Raw genomic sequence first — 16,246 nt, 5'->3', positions numbered from 1 at the left:
GGGTCGGGAGGGTACGCCCGTGCTCAGCGTAGTCAACGAAGACGGCACGACCGAGGCCGGTTCCCTGATCGACGAGATCGTCCGGAGGGCGAGTAATTGTCAAATCCTGTGGACCAGACGAGGTTGCGCGGTGTAGCTGCCAAGGACGGAGTTATGGTCGGCCGGGGGTCTGGCCGGTCGTGACTTGCGCTACGAAGCGTCTCAGAGCGTGCGGATTCCGAATCACGTGCAGGTTCGCATCACCGGCGTGGGTCGTGATCGTCGCGAGGAGGAGCGGTCGGCTCCGGCGTCGGTAGGCCCATACCCACCGCCAGAAGTCGCCGCGTTCCCGAGAGCGTCGGATCGCTCGCCAGGCGCAGCGCCAGAACGAGAAGTCCAGCAGGATGACGGTGTCCGCCGCTTGGAGCCGGACGGCAGGGACGTCGTAGGGCCCGAGGTCGCCATCCATGATCCAAGCCTCGTCTCGGACGAGTTCACGTTGGACGGCGGCCCACTGATCGAGAGGTGTCGCTTCAAGGCCGGGTCGCCAGAAGTGCTTGTCCAGCTCGATGACGGGAAGCCCGGTGATTGCGCCCAGGCGGGCCGCGAGGGTTGACTTCCCTGAACCGCCACGCCCCAGGATCACGACTCGCTTCATGGCCGCCATAGTTCCAGGCCGGTTCCGGGACGCCTACTTGTTAACGGTGCGCAGCGGGCCGGTGTCATGCTGCAGCGGCCTCGGGCCGTTCGACTAGGTGGCCGTTCTCGAAGCGGGCGCCGGCCCGGACATGGGCGACGAGGTGGGGTGCGGTGATCGCCCTCCAGCGGTCCTGGGCGGACTCGGCGAGCTTGAAGACCATCGCGAGGGCGGCGGCCGGGCTGCCCGCGCCGCGGGTGACCTTGGTCCGGAGCTTCACCGTGGAGAAGGTCGACTCGATGGGATTCGTGGTGCGCAAGTGGATCCAATGTTCGGCGGGGAAGTCGTAGAACGCCAGCAGCTCGTCTTCGTCGTCGGTGATCTTCTTCACCGCCTTGGGCCACTTTGCCCCGTAGGTCTTGGCGAAGTCCTTCACGGCCTTGGCGGCGTGGGCGCGGTCCTCGGCGTTGCAGATCTCCTGCAGGGCCTTCTTCGCGCCGGGCTGCGCGGACTTCGGCAACGCGTTCATGACATTACGGACCTTGTGGACCCAGCACCGCTGGTGCCGGGCGGCGGGGAAGACTTCGGCGAGGGCGTTCCACAGGCCCATCGCGCCGTCCCCGGCCACCAGGGCGGGGTCCGTCATGCCGCGGCGGCGGCAGTCGCGCAGGAGGTCGGCCCAGGACTCGGTCGACTCGCGCAAGCCCTCGGCGAGCGCGATGAGTTCCTTGCGGCCGTCGGCTCGCACACCCATGAGGACCAGGACGCAGGAGTGCGCCTGACCGAGCCTCACCTTGGGGTGAACACCGTCGGCCCACACGTACACGTAGTCGGAACCCGACAGGTCACGGGCCTGGAAAGCGGTGTGATCGTCGGTCCACTGCTTGGTGAGCCGGTTCACGGTCGGCCCGGACAGGCCGGCCGCCGAGCCGAGGAACTGCTCCAGTGCGGGCACGAAGTCCCCGCCGGACAGGCCGTGCAGGTAAAGCAGCGGCAGCACCTCGGAGACCTTCGGGGACTTCCGGCACCACGGGGCCAGGATCTTGGAGGAGAACCGCTTGCGCTCCCCGGTCGTCTCGTCGACGCGCTTGTCGTTCACGCGGGGCGCGGTGACCTCGACCGCCCCGGCCGCCGTGGTCACCTCACGCGGACGGTGACGGCCGTTGCGAACCACCAGCCGGCGGCCCCTCTCATCCCGCTGATCGACCAACTCGGCTATGTACTGCTCGACTTCCGCTTCCAGAGCGGCGGCCAGCATCCGACGCGCACCTTCGCGGACGATGTCGTCGATCAGGGATCCGGTGGCGGTGGTGCCGTCTTCGGTGACTACGCTGAGCACGGGCGTGCCTTCCCGACCCGCGCACCAACGCGGGCCTACTCGGTGACCTTCAATCGATCACTCGGGAAGGTACGCCCTTCGCGTCCAACCCGAGCACGATCCACAGATCTTGAGCATTGCTCCGCGAGGCGCTCGGCGGATGCTGGCCGCCGCCCTGGAGGCGGAGGTGGACCAGTACATAGCCGAGCTCGCCGGTCAGCGTGACGAGGTCGGCCGCAGGCTGGTGGTGCGCAATGGCCGCCACCGGCCGCGGACGGTGACCACGGCTGCCGGGCCTATCGAGGTGGCCGTCCCGCGCGTGAACGACAAGCGGGTTGACGAGGAGACGGGTGAACGTCAGCGGTTCTCCTCGAAGATCCTCGCGCCGTGGTGCCGGAAGTCCCCGAAGATCAGTGAGGTGTTGCCGCTGCTCTATCTCCACGGCCTGTCGTCGGGCGACTTCGTGCCTGCGATGGAGCAGTTCCTGGGCTCCTCGGCCGGGCTGTCGCCGGCCACGGTGACCCGGCTGACGAAGCAGTGGACCGCCGATCACGCCGTCTTCCAGCGTCGTGACCTGGCCGATTCCGATTATGTCTACGTGTGGGCCGACGGCGTCCACCCCAAGATCCGTTTGTCCGAGGTGCACTCCTGCCTCCTGGTCCTGATGGGCGTCCGCGTCGACGGCGCCAAGGAGCTGATCGCGATCGCCGAGGGTCTGCGCGAGTCCACCGAGTCTTGGGCGGACCTGCTGCGCGACTGCCGGCGGCGCGGGATGCGCGACCCGATGCTCGTGGTCGGCGACGGCGCGATGGGATTGTGGAGGGCACTGGCAGAAGTGTTTCCGCAGGCCAGACACCAGAGGTGTTGGGTACACAAAACTCGGAACATCACGAACGCGCTGCCGAAGTCCGCGCAGCCCGGCGCGAAGAAGGCTCTGCGGGAGATCTACAACGCCGAGGACCGTGCGCACGCCGAGAAGGCGGTCACCGCGTTCGAGAAGGCGTACGGCGCGAAGTGGCCCAAGGCCGTCGCGAAGATCACCGACGATGCAGAGGAGCTGCTGGCTTTCTACGACTTCCCCGCCGAGCACTGGGTCCATCTGAGGACCACGAACCCGATCGAGTCGACCTTCTCCACCGTGAAGCTTCGGACCAAGGTCACCCGCGGCGCCGGCAGCCCGGCCGCGGCCCTCGCGATGGTCTTCAAACTCGTCGAGTCCGCCCAGGCCCGATGGCGAGCGGTCACCGCACCCGACCTCGTCGCCCTCGTACGAGCCGGCGCCCGCTTCGAGAACGGTCACCTCATCGAACGAAACGAGGACCTCACAGCATGATCCATCTCAACTGATCCACAGGTCCTTGACAATCACTCCCGACTACTCGCGACCCGTCACCGCAGCTCGAAGGCTCGGGTGCCGAAATGGCACGTCCCGGGTCCCTGCTGATCAAGCGAACTCATACCCAGCCCTCAGAACATCTGCACCCACCGCGGTTCGTACCGCCCGAAGAGATCGAGCAGTTGCCGATGCGCCACACTCAACGGCTCAGGCTCCAGCACTTTCCTGGAACATCGCGAGAAGCCATACCTGGGCTGCACCTGCTGACGGCCGTACTGTACTAACGGTTATGATCCGCGCCATGCTTGACGACTCTCAGCAACCCGTACCCGCCTCCAAGTCAGTGGAGATACCGCTCCCCGCCTACCTGCGGCCCCTCTTGCCCCACATGAGGCTCAAGGGCTGGGTAATGCCGCTGGTGTTCGCACTGCTTGCCCTCGCTTTCTGGGGGTACGGCCACAGCCACCTGGACCGGACACCCCGGCGTCACATCTTCATGGCGTGCTGCTTTGCTGCCGTGAGCGTGTTCTTCGTGTTCGTCAGGTTGTGGGTGGGCTGGTGTGTGCGCCGTGCTGATGAGAAGGATCAGGCCGGCGCCGCTTCGGTCGATCGGCAGAAGCTTGAAGTGACAGATCACAAGAGGCTCATCGCGCCATCTGCTGTTTCAGTGCGCAGCACGCCGAACCGTCTGAAGCGCACCTGGGTGGCCGCCGCCAGAGGGTCCGTGATGGTCTTCGTGCTTGCCGCACTCCAGATGAGTCAGGGTGCTTCGCTGGCCGAGGTGGTCCCATGGGCGGCCGGCTTCGCCGTGGTCTTCGCCGTGACCACCTGGTACACGTGGTGGTTCTACGGTGACTCTCCGAAGGCACTCGCGCTACAGGCGAAGGCGGAAGCGAAGAAGACTCAGCGCCTCGGTTAGGGCGCGTATCTGGTTTTGATCAAGGGGTGGCCCGCGCGAGCTCCTTGATCCAGATCATCGAGCCGCGCAGGTGGACTCCGGCGAGGTAGCTCTTGGGTGTCTTGTCGTAGCGGGTGGCGATGCCTCTCCACGCCTTGAGCTTGTTGATCAGACGCTCGACTGTGTTCCGCTCTTTGTAGAGCGCGGTGTCGTGGCTGACGGGCCGGCCGCCCCGGCTGCCCTTCTTCTTGCGGTTGGCGGCCTGGTCCTTCTTCTCCGGGATGACCGCCTTGATGCGTCGTTTGCGCAGGTAGGAGCGATTGCCGCGGGACGAGTAGGCCTTGTCGCCGGCAGCAGCGTCGGGCCGGGTCCGGGGGCGGCCGACCGGCCCGGGCACCCGGACTTTCTTGAGTACCGGGATGAACTGCGGGCTGTCCGCCGCCTGGCCGGCGGTCAGGACGAAGACCAGCGGGCGGCACTTGCGGTCGGCGGCGACGTGGATCTTGCTGGTCTGCCCGCCCCTCGAGCGTCCGAGCAGGGCTGCTTTCAGGCGGGCCTTGTGCCGGCGCCGGATACGTCGCCGTTCCTCCCGCTCGGGATCAGCTAAAGCACCCTGCCCGTCTTGTCCTTCCGGACTGCCCCCTTTGGCGGGCATTCTCCTCCTCGGCGGCCGCCTTCTCCAAGGCGGCCATGACCTCTTGGCCGAGGTGCATCCCGGCAGCGTCGTGGTGAGCCCGGGCGGTGGTGGAATCCACACTGACCAGGGACAAGTCCACCTCACCCCGCTTCGCGGCCTCCGCGATCATCCCCTCCAGAAGCGCCTCGAAGACCCCGGCGTCCCGCCACTGCCGGAACCGGTTGGACACAGTCGTCCAGGCGCCGAACTCACTCGGCACCTCACGCCACTGCGCACCCGCCCTGAACCGCCAGATCACTCCCTCGAACTGCTGCCGCAGCCGCTCCGGGTACGGACCCCGCTCGCCGACCGGCAGGTACGGCTCGATCAACGCCCACTCGGCATCAGTCAGTTGCGCACGCGTCATACACGACGATCTACCGGATCCACCCCACCGCGCGGGCCAGATCCGGCAGATTGATCGAAACCAGATACGCGCCCTAGTAGGAAGCGCTCCAGATCCGCTTACCGGGCGGTCCGGGTAGGGAGCAGAGGTCAGCCCGCCCAGACGACTGGTGAAGGGGCGGTGTTCCGACCCTGCGCAATTCCTGAGTCTGGCGGCTGTGCTCCGGTGACCTCCGGCAGGGGTGGACCAGGGCTCGTTGAGTGGGCACTATGCCCCGGTGAGCATCGTCGTCAAGTTCTTCATGGCCCCGGACCACGGAGCTGCCTCTGCCGTCGTGGAAGGCGGTCCCGATGGGGTCTTCGAGTCGCTGACGTTCGGCAACTTCGACGCCGAAGAGGCACTCATCGAGTGGGAGAGCATCTTCACGGGCCGGAGCTTCGAAGAACTCGTCGCCGCTGACGAACCCGAATCCGTTGCCGACCCTGGCGACGGTGAGGGCCCGGTGGTCCTCGCTGCCTCCCGGGTTCTCCAGGACGCGCTTGCGGCCGCCGATGAGCGCCGACTTGTCGAGGTCAGTCGGCTGTGGGTTGCGGAGCGAGCGGCGGACGGCGAGGTCGTCGCCGAGGAGATTGCAGCGTGGATCCTGGGCGGTCTGGCTGGCCTGGCCCGTGCCATCGGCGAGGGGGAAGAGGGCCTGTACTGCTGGACGGCGTAGAACGACAGGGTTTTCGACTCTCGGCTCATCGACGAGATCAGGCGCCTCCGCGAGCACCTGGATGCCGGTCGCCGGAGCACACCAGAGCGCCCATGAACCCTGCATGATCCACAGGTATTGACAATTGCTCCTTGGCCCGAATCAAGGATCCGTGAACGGGTCTCCAGGCCGCGTGGCGTCCGGCGTGTACCGCTGGTTCCGGGCACGGTGTCTCCCTCTCGCATGTTTACTCGTACTGCTCGGCCGCGGAGTGCGTCACAACCGTGGTGACCTCGCTCTCCCAGCGGAGACTGAGCCGGATCAGTTGTGGCACCACTGCGAGCGTATTGGCCGGTCGGTGAGAGATGACGCCCTTGCGAACTTTCACGTAGGCGTCGATGTCGCCGCGGGCTGTGAGCCAGGACCGGACCTGAACGATGTCGCTCGGTTCGGCGCCCGCGCACCGCAGCGCCTCGCACACGTTGTCCGAGGCTTGCCGGGCCTCCTCGGCGAAATCTTCCGGCCGGGTTCCGTCCGGTCGCAATCCCGGGGTGCCGGACAGGACGAGGTGCGTGGCGCGGCCGGGATCGCGACCGCATCGGAGTAGGTGCCGATGTGGCGCGACACCGTGGCGTCGATGAACTGTGTTACGGCGGTCATGTCAGCGAAAACCCTCTCGTAGATCGGCGCGAGGTGGAGGCGCAGGCAGATCCGAGAGATCTTGCGTTCATTTCAGTCCAGCCCCCTGAAGATTGGACTAAGTAGTCCTTTCAAAGTCAATCGATCACGGTCGGCCGGGCCAGGCTCGAGGCGGCTTGAACTCGTTCGTTCCGGCCAGCCGAGTGGCTCACGATGCAGCCTAGATAGGGCCTTGAGCTGCAGATTTACTGATCCGCTGCGACATTGACCCGCTTACATCGAGCGCGGCCGACTCGGCCCGCCCGAGGGAGGGGTTGCGCAGAAATTACTGGTCTGTATAGTCCTTCTTGCATAGTGTCCCCGTTGCGAAGCGATCCGGAACTCGGCGCCGACGGAGTCACCCCTCGCCATGCAGGTCACCAGGCGCCCGGCGCAACCGACGCCACCGGCCGGGTTACGGCCAGTGCAGGTAAGGCCTGCGGCGGAGCTCTCAAGCACTACGAGCCCGACCTGGGCTCGATGACAACTACTCACACCCCGACCGGAGGTCGATTCGCTGTGTCACGACTGAACGTTCCCCCTATAGAGGACGTACCCGCCGGCGCCCAGGGGATACTCGACAACCTTGGTGCGCAACTCGGCTTCGTCCCGAACATGTTCAAGACCATTGCGTCGAACCCGACCGTTCTCGAGGTCGTCACGACTCTGCAAGGCACCTTGAGCCGGGTTCTGGATGCGAAGACCCGGCACACCATCGCGCTCGCGGTCTCGGAGGCCAACGGTTGCGCTTACTGCCTGGCGATTCACACGTATGTGTCGTCCGAATTCAGCGGAATGTCGAGCGACGACATCGACCTGGCTCGCGCCGGGGGCTCGGTGGACCCCAAGCGCGCCGCAGCCGCTCGCTTCGCTCAACGGGTGGTCGAGAGCCGCGGGCGAGTCAGCGACGCAGACCTCGCGGCTGTGCGCGGCGCCGGCTACACCGACCCGCACATCTTGGCGATCGTCACGGTCGCAGTGCAGGCCCTGCTGACCAATTTTCTCAACAACGTCAACCAGACCGACATCGACATCCCCTCCGCCAGCTCGGTCGGTACGCCCGGTTGAGCGCCGAAACCCCAGACTGAAGATATGGCGGCCGACCTGTCGGCCGGACCGAGTGAAGGGAAAACCATGAAGGCAAGCGGAGTGTCGGGACCCGACGCGGACGTCGTCCTCCTGGAGGTGCCTGAGCCGCCGACTCCTGGTGCTGGTCAGCTTCTGCTGGATGTGGAGGCGGCCGGTGTCGGTCCGTGGGATCGGTTGCTGAACGGTGCGGGCTGGGATGTGGGGCTGCGTCCGCCGGCGGCGCTGGGTGTGGAGGGCGTGGGCCGGGTTGTGGCTGTGGGTCCTGATGTCGAGGGCTTTGCTGTCGGTGACCGGGTGCTTGCGCATGAGGCCCCGTTGCCCGGTGGCAGTGGCTTCTGGGCTGAGCGGGTGCTGATCACTGCGGCCAGTGCTGCGATTTGCCCGGCGGGGCTGGATCCGGCGCAGGCGGGGGCGCTGCCGGTTGCCGGGCTCACGGCGTACCAGTCGCTGGAGGCACTGGGGCTGAGCCGGGGGGAGCGGCTTCTGATCACCAATGGTGGTGGGGTGACCGGTGCGCTGGCGTTGCAGATTGCTGCTGCTCGGGGGATCGAGGTGACGGTGACGGCGTCCGCTTCGGCTACTGAGCGCCTGCGTGGTCTGGGTGCGTTGGCGGTCGTCGACTACCAGGACTCGGATTGGGCGGGTCGGGTTCGTGGTGGTTTCGATGGTGTGCTGATCGCTGCTGGTGGTACGGCGCGGGCCGCGCTGTCGCTGGTACGGGACGGTGGGCGTCTGGTGTCGTTGACCTCGGACGCGCCGGCGGGGGAGCGTGGTATCACCAGTACGGATCTCTACGTCCGGTCTGATAGCGCTCAGCTTGCCCATCTGGCGGAGGCGGTCGTGGAGGGAAAGCTGAAGCAGAACGTGGAAGCGCTCCCTTTGAATGAGGGGCCGGCCGCTTTCGCCCGGGTGTCCGCTGGGCAGGCCGGTGGCAAGAAGATCGTGCTGACCTGAGCACGTCCAGCGCGGGGTGTCGCCCGGTCCTGACACCGACTCATGGCACCCGCCGGACACGGTACGGCCGCGTGCGCGGCCGTACCCACCAGGCGCGGCGCGAATCAGGCGGTCGGGCCGGTTCACGGTGGCACCGTGGAGGCCGACCGCCGGTCGGGCTCCGGGACACGGTCGCCGGAACGGCCGTCGGCGCGGATGTCATCACTGACCGGGGTGTCGGCGGACAAGGGGCGTCCAACGCGATCGGGAAGCCCGGCCAACGGCGCAGAGCGAGCGGCCGAGGCTTCGGCGGACCAGGCCATCGGCCTGTTGTGGCACTCGAAAAAGGCTGCGTCGTGACGGCCCAGGAGGGCGGGGCACGCAGACGTGGCAGGAAAGGTTGAGGAGCGATGGGAATAATCACTGAGGACATGCGGCAGATCGTCACCAGCGCCAAGCTGGCGTTCGTTGCGACGGTCTGCGAGGACGGCTCTCCGAACCTCTCCCCGAAGGGGTCCGTGCGCGTCTACGACGACGATCACCTGGTATTCATGAACATGGCCTCGCCCAATACGGTGGAGAACCTGCGGCACAATCCGCGGGTTGAGGTCAACGTGATCGACTTCCTGCTCCGGCGGGGGTACCGCTTCAAGGGAACAGCCGAGATCCGCGGGGAAGGCGACCCGGTGTACGACTGGTCCCGCCAGTGGGTGCTGAACACCCACGGCGATCCCATCTACCCGTGCCACGAGGCCGTACTGATCAGGGTGGACCGGGTGCTGCGGGTGGACTCTCCCGCGTACACGTTCGGGCACGCGAACGAGGATGACCTGAAGCATGAGTGGGCCGCCAACTACGGTGTGACATACCTTTGATGCGACATCGGACCACCTGTCCCGCAGGGCCGGCCGGCCGCCGAAGTACGAGCGTCCGCTGAAGGGCTCGGCGGCGGACGCGGTCAGGGTGCAGATCCGCAAGCTTTTGCGGGAGACGCCGACGATGCCGGCGACGGTGATTGTGGAGCGGATCGGCTGACAGCGGGGGAGGACGATCCTCAAGGAACGTGTTGTGCGTGAGCTCGGACCGGCGTGTTTGCCGGTGGACCCGGTGTCCCGGACGACCTATCGGCCGGGCGAGCCGGCCCAGTGTGACCTGTGGTTCTCCGAGGCGGACATCCCGCTGGGCCATGGGTAGACGGGTCGGCCGCCGGTCTGGGTGATGGTGTCCGGCTGCTCATGGGTGATCGCCGGGAGGATGCTGCCCTCGCGGCGGACCGGGGACCATGACCCCGGCCCCGGTCGGGGAACGGCTGGCGATCGCCACCGCGGAGTACAACAATTGCACCTACTGCCTCTCCGCCCACACCTACATAGGGCGCGCGTCGCCAAGGTCGGCGCCGGGGGACTGGAGTGTGCCCGCCACGCGGAGTCCGCCGACCCGCACGCCGCCGCAGCGCCGGACCCGTCCCACGCCATTGCCCGCGGCCACATCGGTGAGACGCAGCTCAAGGCTGCCCGGGCCGTGGACGTCACCGACGCCGAGATCGCCGAGGTCGCGGGCAATCTGGCGTTGAACATCCTCACGAACTACTTCAACGTCCTCGCCGATACCGACACCGAATGGCCGGTCGTCACCCCGCACACCGACGCCTGACCGACGTGCCCCTGCCTGGTCGGGGAGCCCCCGCGCAGGCCCGACCCACCAGGCCCCACGGGCAGCATCGCCACCGCCTCGACCGTCGTCAGGCACTCCCAGGAATGCGAGGAAGAACATGAGCGAATCGCACGAAACCCGGACAGGAGTGCCTTACGACGTGGTCGTGCTGGGCGCAGGCCCGGCCGGTGCGAACGTCGCCGACCGCGCCCGCGCCGCCGGCCTCTCCGTAGCGGTCGTGGAACGGGAACTGGTCGGCGGTGACTGCGCGTACTGGGCGTGCGTGCCCAGTAAGGCGCTGCTGCGGCCGGTCATCGCGCTCGCCGACGCGCGGCGCGTGGACGGTGCCCGGCAGGCTGTCACCGGTCGGGTCGACGCCGATGGCGTCTTCGCCCGTCGCAACCGCTCTGTCTCCGATTGGGACGACACCAGACAGGCTCTGTTCCTCAAGTCCATCGGAGCCGACCTCTTCCGTGGCCACGGCCGTCTCGACGGGCCCCGACGCGTCAGCGTCACCCGTGACGACGGCGCCCGGCAGACCCTCACGGCCCGGCACGCAGTGGCCATCGCCACCGGCAGCCGACCGGCGTTGCCCGACATCCCGGGCATCGCCGAGGCCCGTCCCTGGACGAGCCGGCAGGGCACCGAATCCAGCACCGTGCCCACTCGCCTCGCCATCATCGGCGGCGGCGGAGTCGGCATCGAGATGGCCACCCTCTGGCAGGGCCTCGGCTCCCAGGTCACCCTGCTCGCCCGGCGCCGCCTGATCCCCCGCATGGAACCCTTCGCCGGCGAACTGGTCGCTCAGGGATTGAGAGAGGCGGGCGCGGATGTGCGGATCGGCGTGCAGGTGACCGCCCTGCGCCGCCCGGACCCGCAGGGGCCGGTCACCCTCACCCTCGACGACGGCGGCGAGCTGGAAGCCGACGAGGTCTTGTGCGCCACCGGCCGCACCCCCGCCACCGACGACATCGGCCTGGACACGGTCGGCCTCACCCCCGGCTCCTGGCTCGATGTGGACACCACCTGCCTGGTGCAGCGGGTCGACGGCGACTGGCTGTACGCCCTCGGCGACGTCAACCATCGTGCCTTGCTCACCCATCAGGGCAAATACCAAGCCCGGACCGCAGGCGACGCCATCGGCGCCCGCGCCGCCGGCCGCCCGCTCGACGACACGCCCTGGGGCAACCACGCCACCACCGCCGACCAGCACGCCGTACCCCAGGTCTTCTTCAGCGACCCCGAGGCGGCCGCGGTGGGCCTGAGCGCCGAGCAGGCGGAGCGCTCCGGGTACCGCGTCAAGACCGTCGACCTTGACTTCAACGCTGCCCAGGGCGCCAACCTCTACGCCGACGGCTACCAGGGCCACGCCAGGCTGGTCGTCGACCTCGACCGGGAAGTCCTCCTCGGAGTGACCTTCGTCGGCCCCGGCGTCAGCGAGCTCCTGCACTCGGCAACCATTGCAGTCGCCGGCGAAATCCCGCTCAAACGGCTCAGGCACGCGATCGCCCCCTTCCCCACCGTCAGCGAGATCTGGCTCTTCCTCCTCGCCGCCTACCAGCACGATCAGGAGACGCCGTAGACCACCGCCACCTGACACCGAAGGGGGACGGTTCAGGCGCGCCGGCCCAGTCGTCGCAGGGCCCTGACCGTCCTGTCGCACCGGGCTGCGAATCACGTCATGTTCTCGACACCAACACCGTTGCGTTTGAGTCTTGAGTCGCAGGTCAAGCCCTGGTGAATGACGCAACGGGACGTCCTGATAGATCAACTTGTGTCGAGCAAGAAGATCGTCGGGAGTCCCGTTGCAGGAGAAGTCTGTCATCACGCGCACGGTCGAGGCGGCCGGGGGTGTGTACGCGCCCGGTCACCTGGGCGAGTTGACCCAGATCGTGGACTTCGTGCTGGTGGACGCGGTGATCGAGGAGACCGGGTCGCGTGAGAAGCGGCTGCGGCTGCTGCCGTCCCGGGTCGTGGTCTATTTCATCCTCGCGCTGGCCCTGTTCGAGGACTGCTCCTACCGGGGCGTGTGGGGCAAGCTGACGGCGGGCCTGGAGGGGCTGCCGTTGGTGCGTCCTGCGGTCTCCTCGCTGTCCAGGGCCCGACGGCGAATAGGAGCGGCACCGCTGCGGCGGCTGTTCGAGATCCTCGCCGGGCCCGTCGCCCACCTCGGGCAGCCCGGTTCGTTCTATCGAGGGCTTCGGACCGTGGCCGTGGACGGCACCTTGCTGCACGTGCCCGACGAGGAGGCACTCACCTGGCGCTATCTAAAGCGGACGGGCGACATCGTGGAGTTCGGCTACCCGCTGCTGCGACTCGTGGTCCTGGTCGAGTGCGGCACCCGTGCCGTGCTGGCCGCCGCGTTCGGCCCGGAGAGTGACGGCGAACTCACGTACACAGGACGCCTTTTGAGCGTGCTGGACCGCACGATGCTTCTGCTGGCTGATGCCGGCTTCGACGGAGCCGAGTTCGCCCGGGACGTCCAGGCCACCGGCGCCCAGTTCCTGGTGCGCTCCTCCGCCCGCCGCATCCCCACCCCATTCCGGCACCTGGGCGACGGCTCCTACCTGGCCCGGATCGGCTACGGAGTCCTGCCCGTCCTACTGAGCGTCCGCGTCATCGAGGCGTCCGTCACCGCAACCCTGGCCGACGGCACCGTCCGCACCGAGCAGTGGCACCTGCTCACCAGCCTCCTCGACCCGGCCGCCCACCCAGCCGCCAGGCTGGTGGACCTCTATCACGAGCGGTGGCAGTCGGAGACGACGTATTTCTCGATCAAGGCGACCATGCTGGACGGCCGTGTCCTGCGCTCCCGCAGCCTGACCGGCCTCGACCAGGAGGTCTACGCCCTGCTCACCACCTACCAGGCCCTGATCCGCGCCGCCGCCGACACCGCCTGCACCCGGCCCGGCCTGGACATGGACCGCATCAGCTTCACCGTCCTGCAGACCACCGCCGCCGACACCGTCACCACCGCGACCGGAATCCTGCCCCCCGGCCGGTCCCGCCGACCTCGTCGGCGCCATCGGCAGGGCCGCCCTCGAGGCCCTGCACCCCGCCCGCCACCGGCACCGCGTCAAGGCCCGCACCCGCAAGAACCCCACCAGCAAGTACGGACCGAACGCCGGACAACACCCCACGACCAGCCAGAACTGCACCACCCACACCGCTATCACGTTCTTCGAGCACGGACTTGCGAACCGCTCCCGAAAGTAAACGCAACGGTGTTGAGCTCTATGGGGACCGCTGTCCGAGAACTTCGGGGCGCCTCACTCGCAGCCGCCGCGCGACCTCCGGCGGCTTGATCCTCTGCTCGAACAGCTCGGCCACCTGCATCCGTACCGTCTCCCGGCGCTGACGCCCCGCAGCGGTCAGACCGCCCCCATCCGCATACCTCACACACCACTGGATACGGCCAACAACCCGCCCTCACCAGGAACTTCGCGAAAGATCACCCTGACGAGGCGAAGTCAGTATGGACACCATCGGCGGAATCCTGGCGACATTGACAATCCCCACGGACACCGGCGGATTCCAGCAACTCCTGGACTGGGCACCCTCGTTCGGCAAGGTGCTCGCATTCGGGGTCGAGGGCACCGGCTCCTACGGCGCCACCCTGGCCTCGTTCCTCCGCCGGGCCGGTCACGCCGGGTCGCGCTGCGCTGTCCGCTGCACGTTCACCCCCCGGCCGACGCCGGAGGCCCGTCAGACCGCTGGGCCGCCTGCTGGCCGGAAGAGGGCAGTTCTGGTTCCCGGATTTCGGGGTGGTGTAGATCGAAGGCCGGGGCGTCCGAGCGAATCCTGGGCAGCACAACGAAGTTGTGTCGTGGAGGGGGGCAGGCCGTGGCCCACTCCAGGGACCGGCCGAAGCCCCACGGGTCGTCCTCGGTCACCTTCGGCGCGTAATGGGAGGTCTTCCACACGTTGTACAGGAACGGAAGCATCGAGAGGCCCAGCAGGAACGCGCCAATCGTTGACACGGTGTTGAGCGCCGTGAATCCGTCGGCTGCCAAGTAGTCCGCGTAGCGCCGGGGCATGCCCTCCGCGCCCAGCCAGTGCTGCACCAGGAATGTGCACTGGAATCCGACGAAGAGCGTCCAGAAGTGGATCCTCCCGAGTCTTTCGTCGAGCATTCTCCCCGTGAATTTCGGCCACCAAAAATAGAAGCCCGCGAACATGGCGAAGACGATTGTGCCGAACAGGGTGTAGTGGAAGTGCGCCACGACGAAGTAGGTGTCGGACACGTGGAAGTCAAGGGGCGGCGAAGCCAGCAGCACGCCGGTGAGGCCTCCGAGGAGGAAGGTGACGAGGAAGCCCATCGAATACAGCATGGGCGTCTCAAATGAGAGCGACCCGTTCCACATCGTGCCGATCCAGTTGAAGAACTTCACGCCGGTCGGCACCGCGATCAGGAATGACATGAAGGAGAAGAAGGGGAGCAGCACCCCGCCGGTGACGAACATGTGGTGCGCCCATACGGTCACGGAGAGCCCGGCGATGGCGATCGTGGCTGCAACGAGGCCCATGTAGCCGAAGATCGGCTTCCGGCTGAAGACCGGCAGGATTTCGGAGACGATGCCGAAGAACGGCAGCGCGATGATGTACACCTCAGGATGGCCGAAGAACCAGAACAGGTGCTGCCACAGGAGTGCACCTCCGTTGGCAGGGTCGAAGATGTGCGAGCCGAGCTTCCGGTCTGCCTCCAGTGCGAGGAGGGCTGCAGCCAGCGTCGGGAAGGCGACGAGTACCAGCACGGCGGTGAGCAGCACGGTCCAGGTGAAGATCGGCATGCGGAACATAGTCATGCCCGGTGCCCGCATGCCGACGATCGTGGTGATGAAGTTGACTGACCCGAGGATTGTTCCGACCCCGGACAGGGCGAGCCCCATGATCCACAGGTCGCCGCCGATGCCAGGCGACCGCAGGGGGCCGGACAGGGGGGTGTAGCCGGTCCAGCCCCATGCCGCCGAACCGCCGGGCGTGAGGAAGCCGGAGAGGACGATTAGCGAGCCGAACAGATAAAGCCAGTAGGCGAGCATGTTCAGCCGTGGGAAGGCGACGTCTGGCGCCCCGATCTGGAGCGGCATGATCCAGTTCGCGAACCCTGCGAACAGCGGTGTCGCGAAGAGCAGCAGCATGATGGTGCCGTGCGCGGTGAACGCCTGGTTGTACTGCTCGTTCGAGATGAACTGGAGGCCCGGCCGAGCCAGTTCCGCCCGCATGACGAGGGCGAAGGCGCCTCCCAGGAGGAAGAAGGCAAAGGACGTACCCAGGTAGAGGGAGCCGACCTTCTTGTGGTCGGTCGTCGTCAGCCATGCAACTACAGCTCCGGCTCTGGCCTTTGGCTGCGGAGCCTCGCTGAGCGGCTCGATCTCTTGGATTGCTGTCACGTTTACCTCTATGGGCTGGTTTTCATCGCTGGCAGCCCGTCGCACGCGACGCCCTTTTGGCGGGTGTCGGATTGCTTCGTGCCCCACGAGTCTTCTGATGCAGGTCTGTTTCCAGTCGAATAGTGCGCGATCTACAGGCCGTCTACGTCCCATACAGACGCCGTGTCGCCATCTGGTCGCCCACCGACAACTCCCTGGGCGGGTCTGGAAGCCTTCAGGGGCGAGGGGGCCGGGCCGCCTCGCTAGTCGGAGTGCACACCAGCGCCTGTGACGCCGGCTCTCCTGCAGTCGGCCTGCCGGACGGCTCACTCTCGGCAACGGGTGAAGCGAGGCTCTTACAGGATTTCCGTGAAGCCGGTCATGCTTCCGTGCGCCAGTGACGCCGTCACGGATGGCGGGATGCTCGGTCAGTGTGAGGAGTTGCTGAAGACGGTGTTTCGGCACCTCGACGGGGTGCTGGTGGAGCAAGTGGTGGCAGAGGTGATAGCGATTCTTGAAAACGGGTCTGCCCTCTCTGTCACCACCGAATGTGAGACAGGACCTCATTCCTGATAGACCCTTTTTAGACGCGCGCAGAGGCGAGGCAGGGTGCCACGGCGTAGCGCTCATGAGGGAAGGT

13 protein-coding genes and 3 pseudogenes are annotated in these 16,246 nt (G+C 67.0%); 11 read left to right on the top strand and 5 right to left on the bottom strand.

What is annotated here, in order from left to right; all coding sequences use genetic code 11:
- Window positions 1–151: 151 nt before the first annotated feature.
- Both OG747_RS47520 and OG747_RS47515 read right to left on the bottom strand, forming a co-directional pair.
- On the bottom strand, window positions 152–637 hold the full coding sequence (locus OG747_RS47520; protein ID WP_331744895.1) for a hypothetical protein: 486 nt from the start codon (window positions 635–637) through the stop codon (window positions 152–154).
- A 64-nt stretch (window positions 638–701) separates the two neighbouring features.
- On the bottom strand, window positions 702–1,955 hold the full coding sequence (locus OG747_RS47515) for an IS256 family transposase (protein ID WP_331744898.1): 1,254 nt from the start codon (window positions 1,953–1,955) through the stop codon (window positions 702–704).
- Between the two features lie 106 nt (window positions 1,956–2,061).
- Between OG747_RS47515 and OG747_RS47510 the strand changes: the two genes are divergently transcribed.
- From OG747_RS47510 to OG747_RS47500, 3 genes and pseudogenes are all read left to right on the top strand, one after another.
- Window positions 2,062–3,267 carry an IS256 family transposase gene (locus OG747_RS47510; RefSeq protein ID WP_331745093.1) on the top strand — a complete coding sequence of 402 codons (1,206 nt, stop codon included), beginning with the start codon at window positions 2,062–2,064 and terminating at the stop codon, window positions 3,265–3,267.
- Window positions 3,268–3,422: 155 nt separating this feature from the next.
- Window positions 3,423–3,537: pseudogene (locus tag OG747_RS47505) on the top strand (DNA mismatch repair protein MutT); the annotation flags it as partial.
- Window positions 3,538–3,571: 34 nt separating this feature from the next.
- The gene (locus OG747_RS47500) at window positions 3,572–4,189 is read left to right on the top strand and encodes a hypothetical protein (RefSeq protein ID WP_331744899.1); all 618 of its coding nucleotides are present in this window, start codon (window positions 3,572–3,574) and stop codon (window positions 4,187–4,189) included.
- A gap of 19 nt (window positions 4,190–4,208) precedes the next feature.
- Here the strand turns inward: OG747_RS47500 and OG747_RS47495 are convergent.
- Window positions 4,209–5,211, bottom strand: a pseudogene (locus tag OG747_RS47495) (IS5 family transposase).
- 256 nt (window positions 5,212–5,467) lie between these two features.
- Between OG747_RS47495 and OG747_RS47490 the strand changes: the two are divergent.
- Window positions 5,468–5,905 (top strand): hypothetical protein, encoded by a 438-nt coding sequence (locus OG747_RS47490; protein ID WP_331744901.1) that lies wholly within the window; start codon window positions 5,468–5,470, stop codon window positions 5,903–5,905.
- A 226-nt stretch (window positions 5,906–6,131) separates the two neighbouring features.
- Here OG747_RS47490 and OG747_RS47485 read toward each other — a convergent pair whose 3' ends face one another.
- Window positions 6,132–6,428 carry a Rid family hydrolase gene (locus OG747_RS47485; RefSeq protein WP_331744904.1) on the bottom strand — a complete coding sequence of 99 codons (297 nt, stop codon included), beginning with the start codon at window positions 6,426–6,428 and terminating at the stop codon, window positions 6,132–6,134.
- 653 nt (window positions 6,429–7,081) lie between these two features.
- Between OG747_RS47485 and OG747_RS47480 the strand changes: the two genes are divergently transcribed.
- From OG747_RS47480 to OG747_RS47450, 7 genes and pseudogenes are all read left to right on the top strand, one after another.
- On the top strand, window positions 7,082–7,630 hold the full coding sequence (locus OG747_RS47480) for a carboxymuconolactone decarboxylase family protein (RefSeq protein WP_331744906.1): 549 nt from the start codon (window positions 7,082–7,084) through the stop codon (window positions 7,628–7,630).
- Window positions 7,631–7,654: 24 nt separating this feature from the next.
- Window positions 7,655–8,605 carry an NADP-dependent oxidoreductase gene (locus tag OG747_RS47475; RefSeq protein WP_331744909.1) on the top strand — a complete coding sequence of 317 codons (951 nt, stop codon included), beginning with the start codon at window positions 7,655–7,657 and terminating at the stop codon, window positions 8,603–8,605.
- Window positions 8,606–8,994: 389 nt separating this feature from the next.
- Window positions 8,995–9,459 carry a pyridoxamine 5'-phosphate oxidase family protein gene (locus OG747_RS47470; RefSeq protein WP_331744911.1) on the top strand — a complete coding sequence of 155 codons (465 nt, stop codon included), beginning with the start codon at window positions 8,995–8,997 and terminating at the stop codon, window positions 9,457–9,459.
- 407 nt (window positions 9,460–9,866) lie between these two features.
- A pseudogene (locus tag OG747_RS47465) lies at window positions 9,867–9,929 on the top strand (hypothetical protein); the annotation flags it as partial.
- Window positions 9,923–10,237 carry a hypothetical protein gene (locus OG747_RS47460; protein WP_331744913.1) on the top strand — a complete coding sequence of 105 codons (315 nt, stop codon included), beginning with the start codon at window positions 9,923–9,925 and terminating at the stop codon, window positions 10,235–10,237. The pseudogene OG747_RS47465 and the gene OG747_RS47460, both read left to right, overlap by 7 nt.
- Window positions 10,238–10,355: 118 nt before the next feature.
- Window positions 10,356–11,819: an NAD(P)/FAD-dependent oxidoreductase gene (locus OG747_RS47455; protein WP_331744914.1), complete on the top strand. Its 1,464-nt coding sequence runs from the start codon at window positions 10,356–10,358 to the stop codon at window positions 11,817–11,819.
- A 223-nt stretch (window positions 11,820–12,042) separates the two neighbouring features.
- The gene (locus OG747_RS47450) at window positions 12,043–13,542 is read left to right on the top strand and encodes an IS4 family transposase (protein WP_405886174.1); all 1,500 of its coding nucleotides are present in this window, start codon (window positions 12,043–12,045) and stop codon (window positions 13,540–13,542) included.
- 372 nt (window positions 13,543–13,914) lie between these two features.
- On the opposite strand, the gene ctaD is transcribed toward OG747_RS47450, so the two are convergent.
- A complete protein-coding gene (gene ctaD / locus OG747_RS47445) occupies window positions 13,915–15,609 on the bottom strand; it encodes a cytochrome c oxidase subunit I (protein ID WP_405886516.1) in 1,695 nt (564 codons plus the stop codon).
- Window positions 15,610–16,246: the final 637 nt, after the last annotated feature.

This window comes from Streptomyces sp. NBC_01384 (assembly GCF_045040035.1).
Classification (GTDB): Bacteria; Actinomycetota; Actinomycetes; order Streptomycetales; family Streptomycetaceae; genus Streptomyces.
This window is presented reverse-complemented; position numbering and strand designations above follow the sequence as displayed.

Excerpts from the sequence above, each read along its gene's own strand:
- OG747_RS47520 (WP_331744895.1), bottom strand. The coding sequence starts at position 637 with ATGAAGCGAGTCGTGATCCTGGGGCGTGGCGGTTCAGGGAAGTCAACC.
- OG747_RS47500 (WP_331744899.1), top strand. The coding sequence starts at position 3,572 with ATGCTTGACGACTCTCAGCAACCCGTACCCGCCTCCAAGTCAGTGGAG.
- OG747_RS47475 (WP_331744909.1), top strand. The coding sequence starts at position 7,655 with ATGGCGGCCGACCTGTCGGCCGGACCGAGTGAAGGGAAAACCATGAAG.
- OG747_RS47470 (WP_331744911.1), top strand. The coding sequence starts at position 8,995 with ATGGGAATAATCACTGAGGACATGCGGCAGATCGTCACCAGCGCCAAG.
- OG747_RS47455 (WP_331744914.1), top strand. The coding sequence starts at position 10,356 with ATGAGCGAATCGCACGAAACCCGGACAGGAGTGCCTTACGACGTGGTC.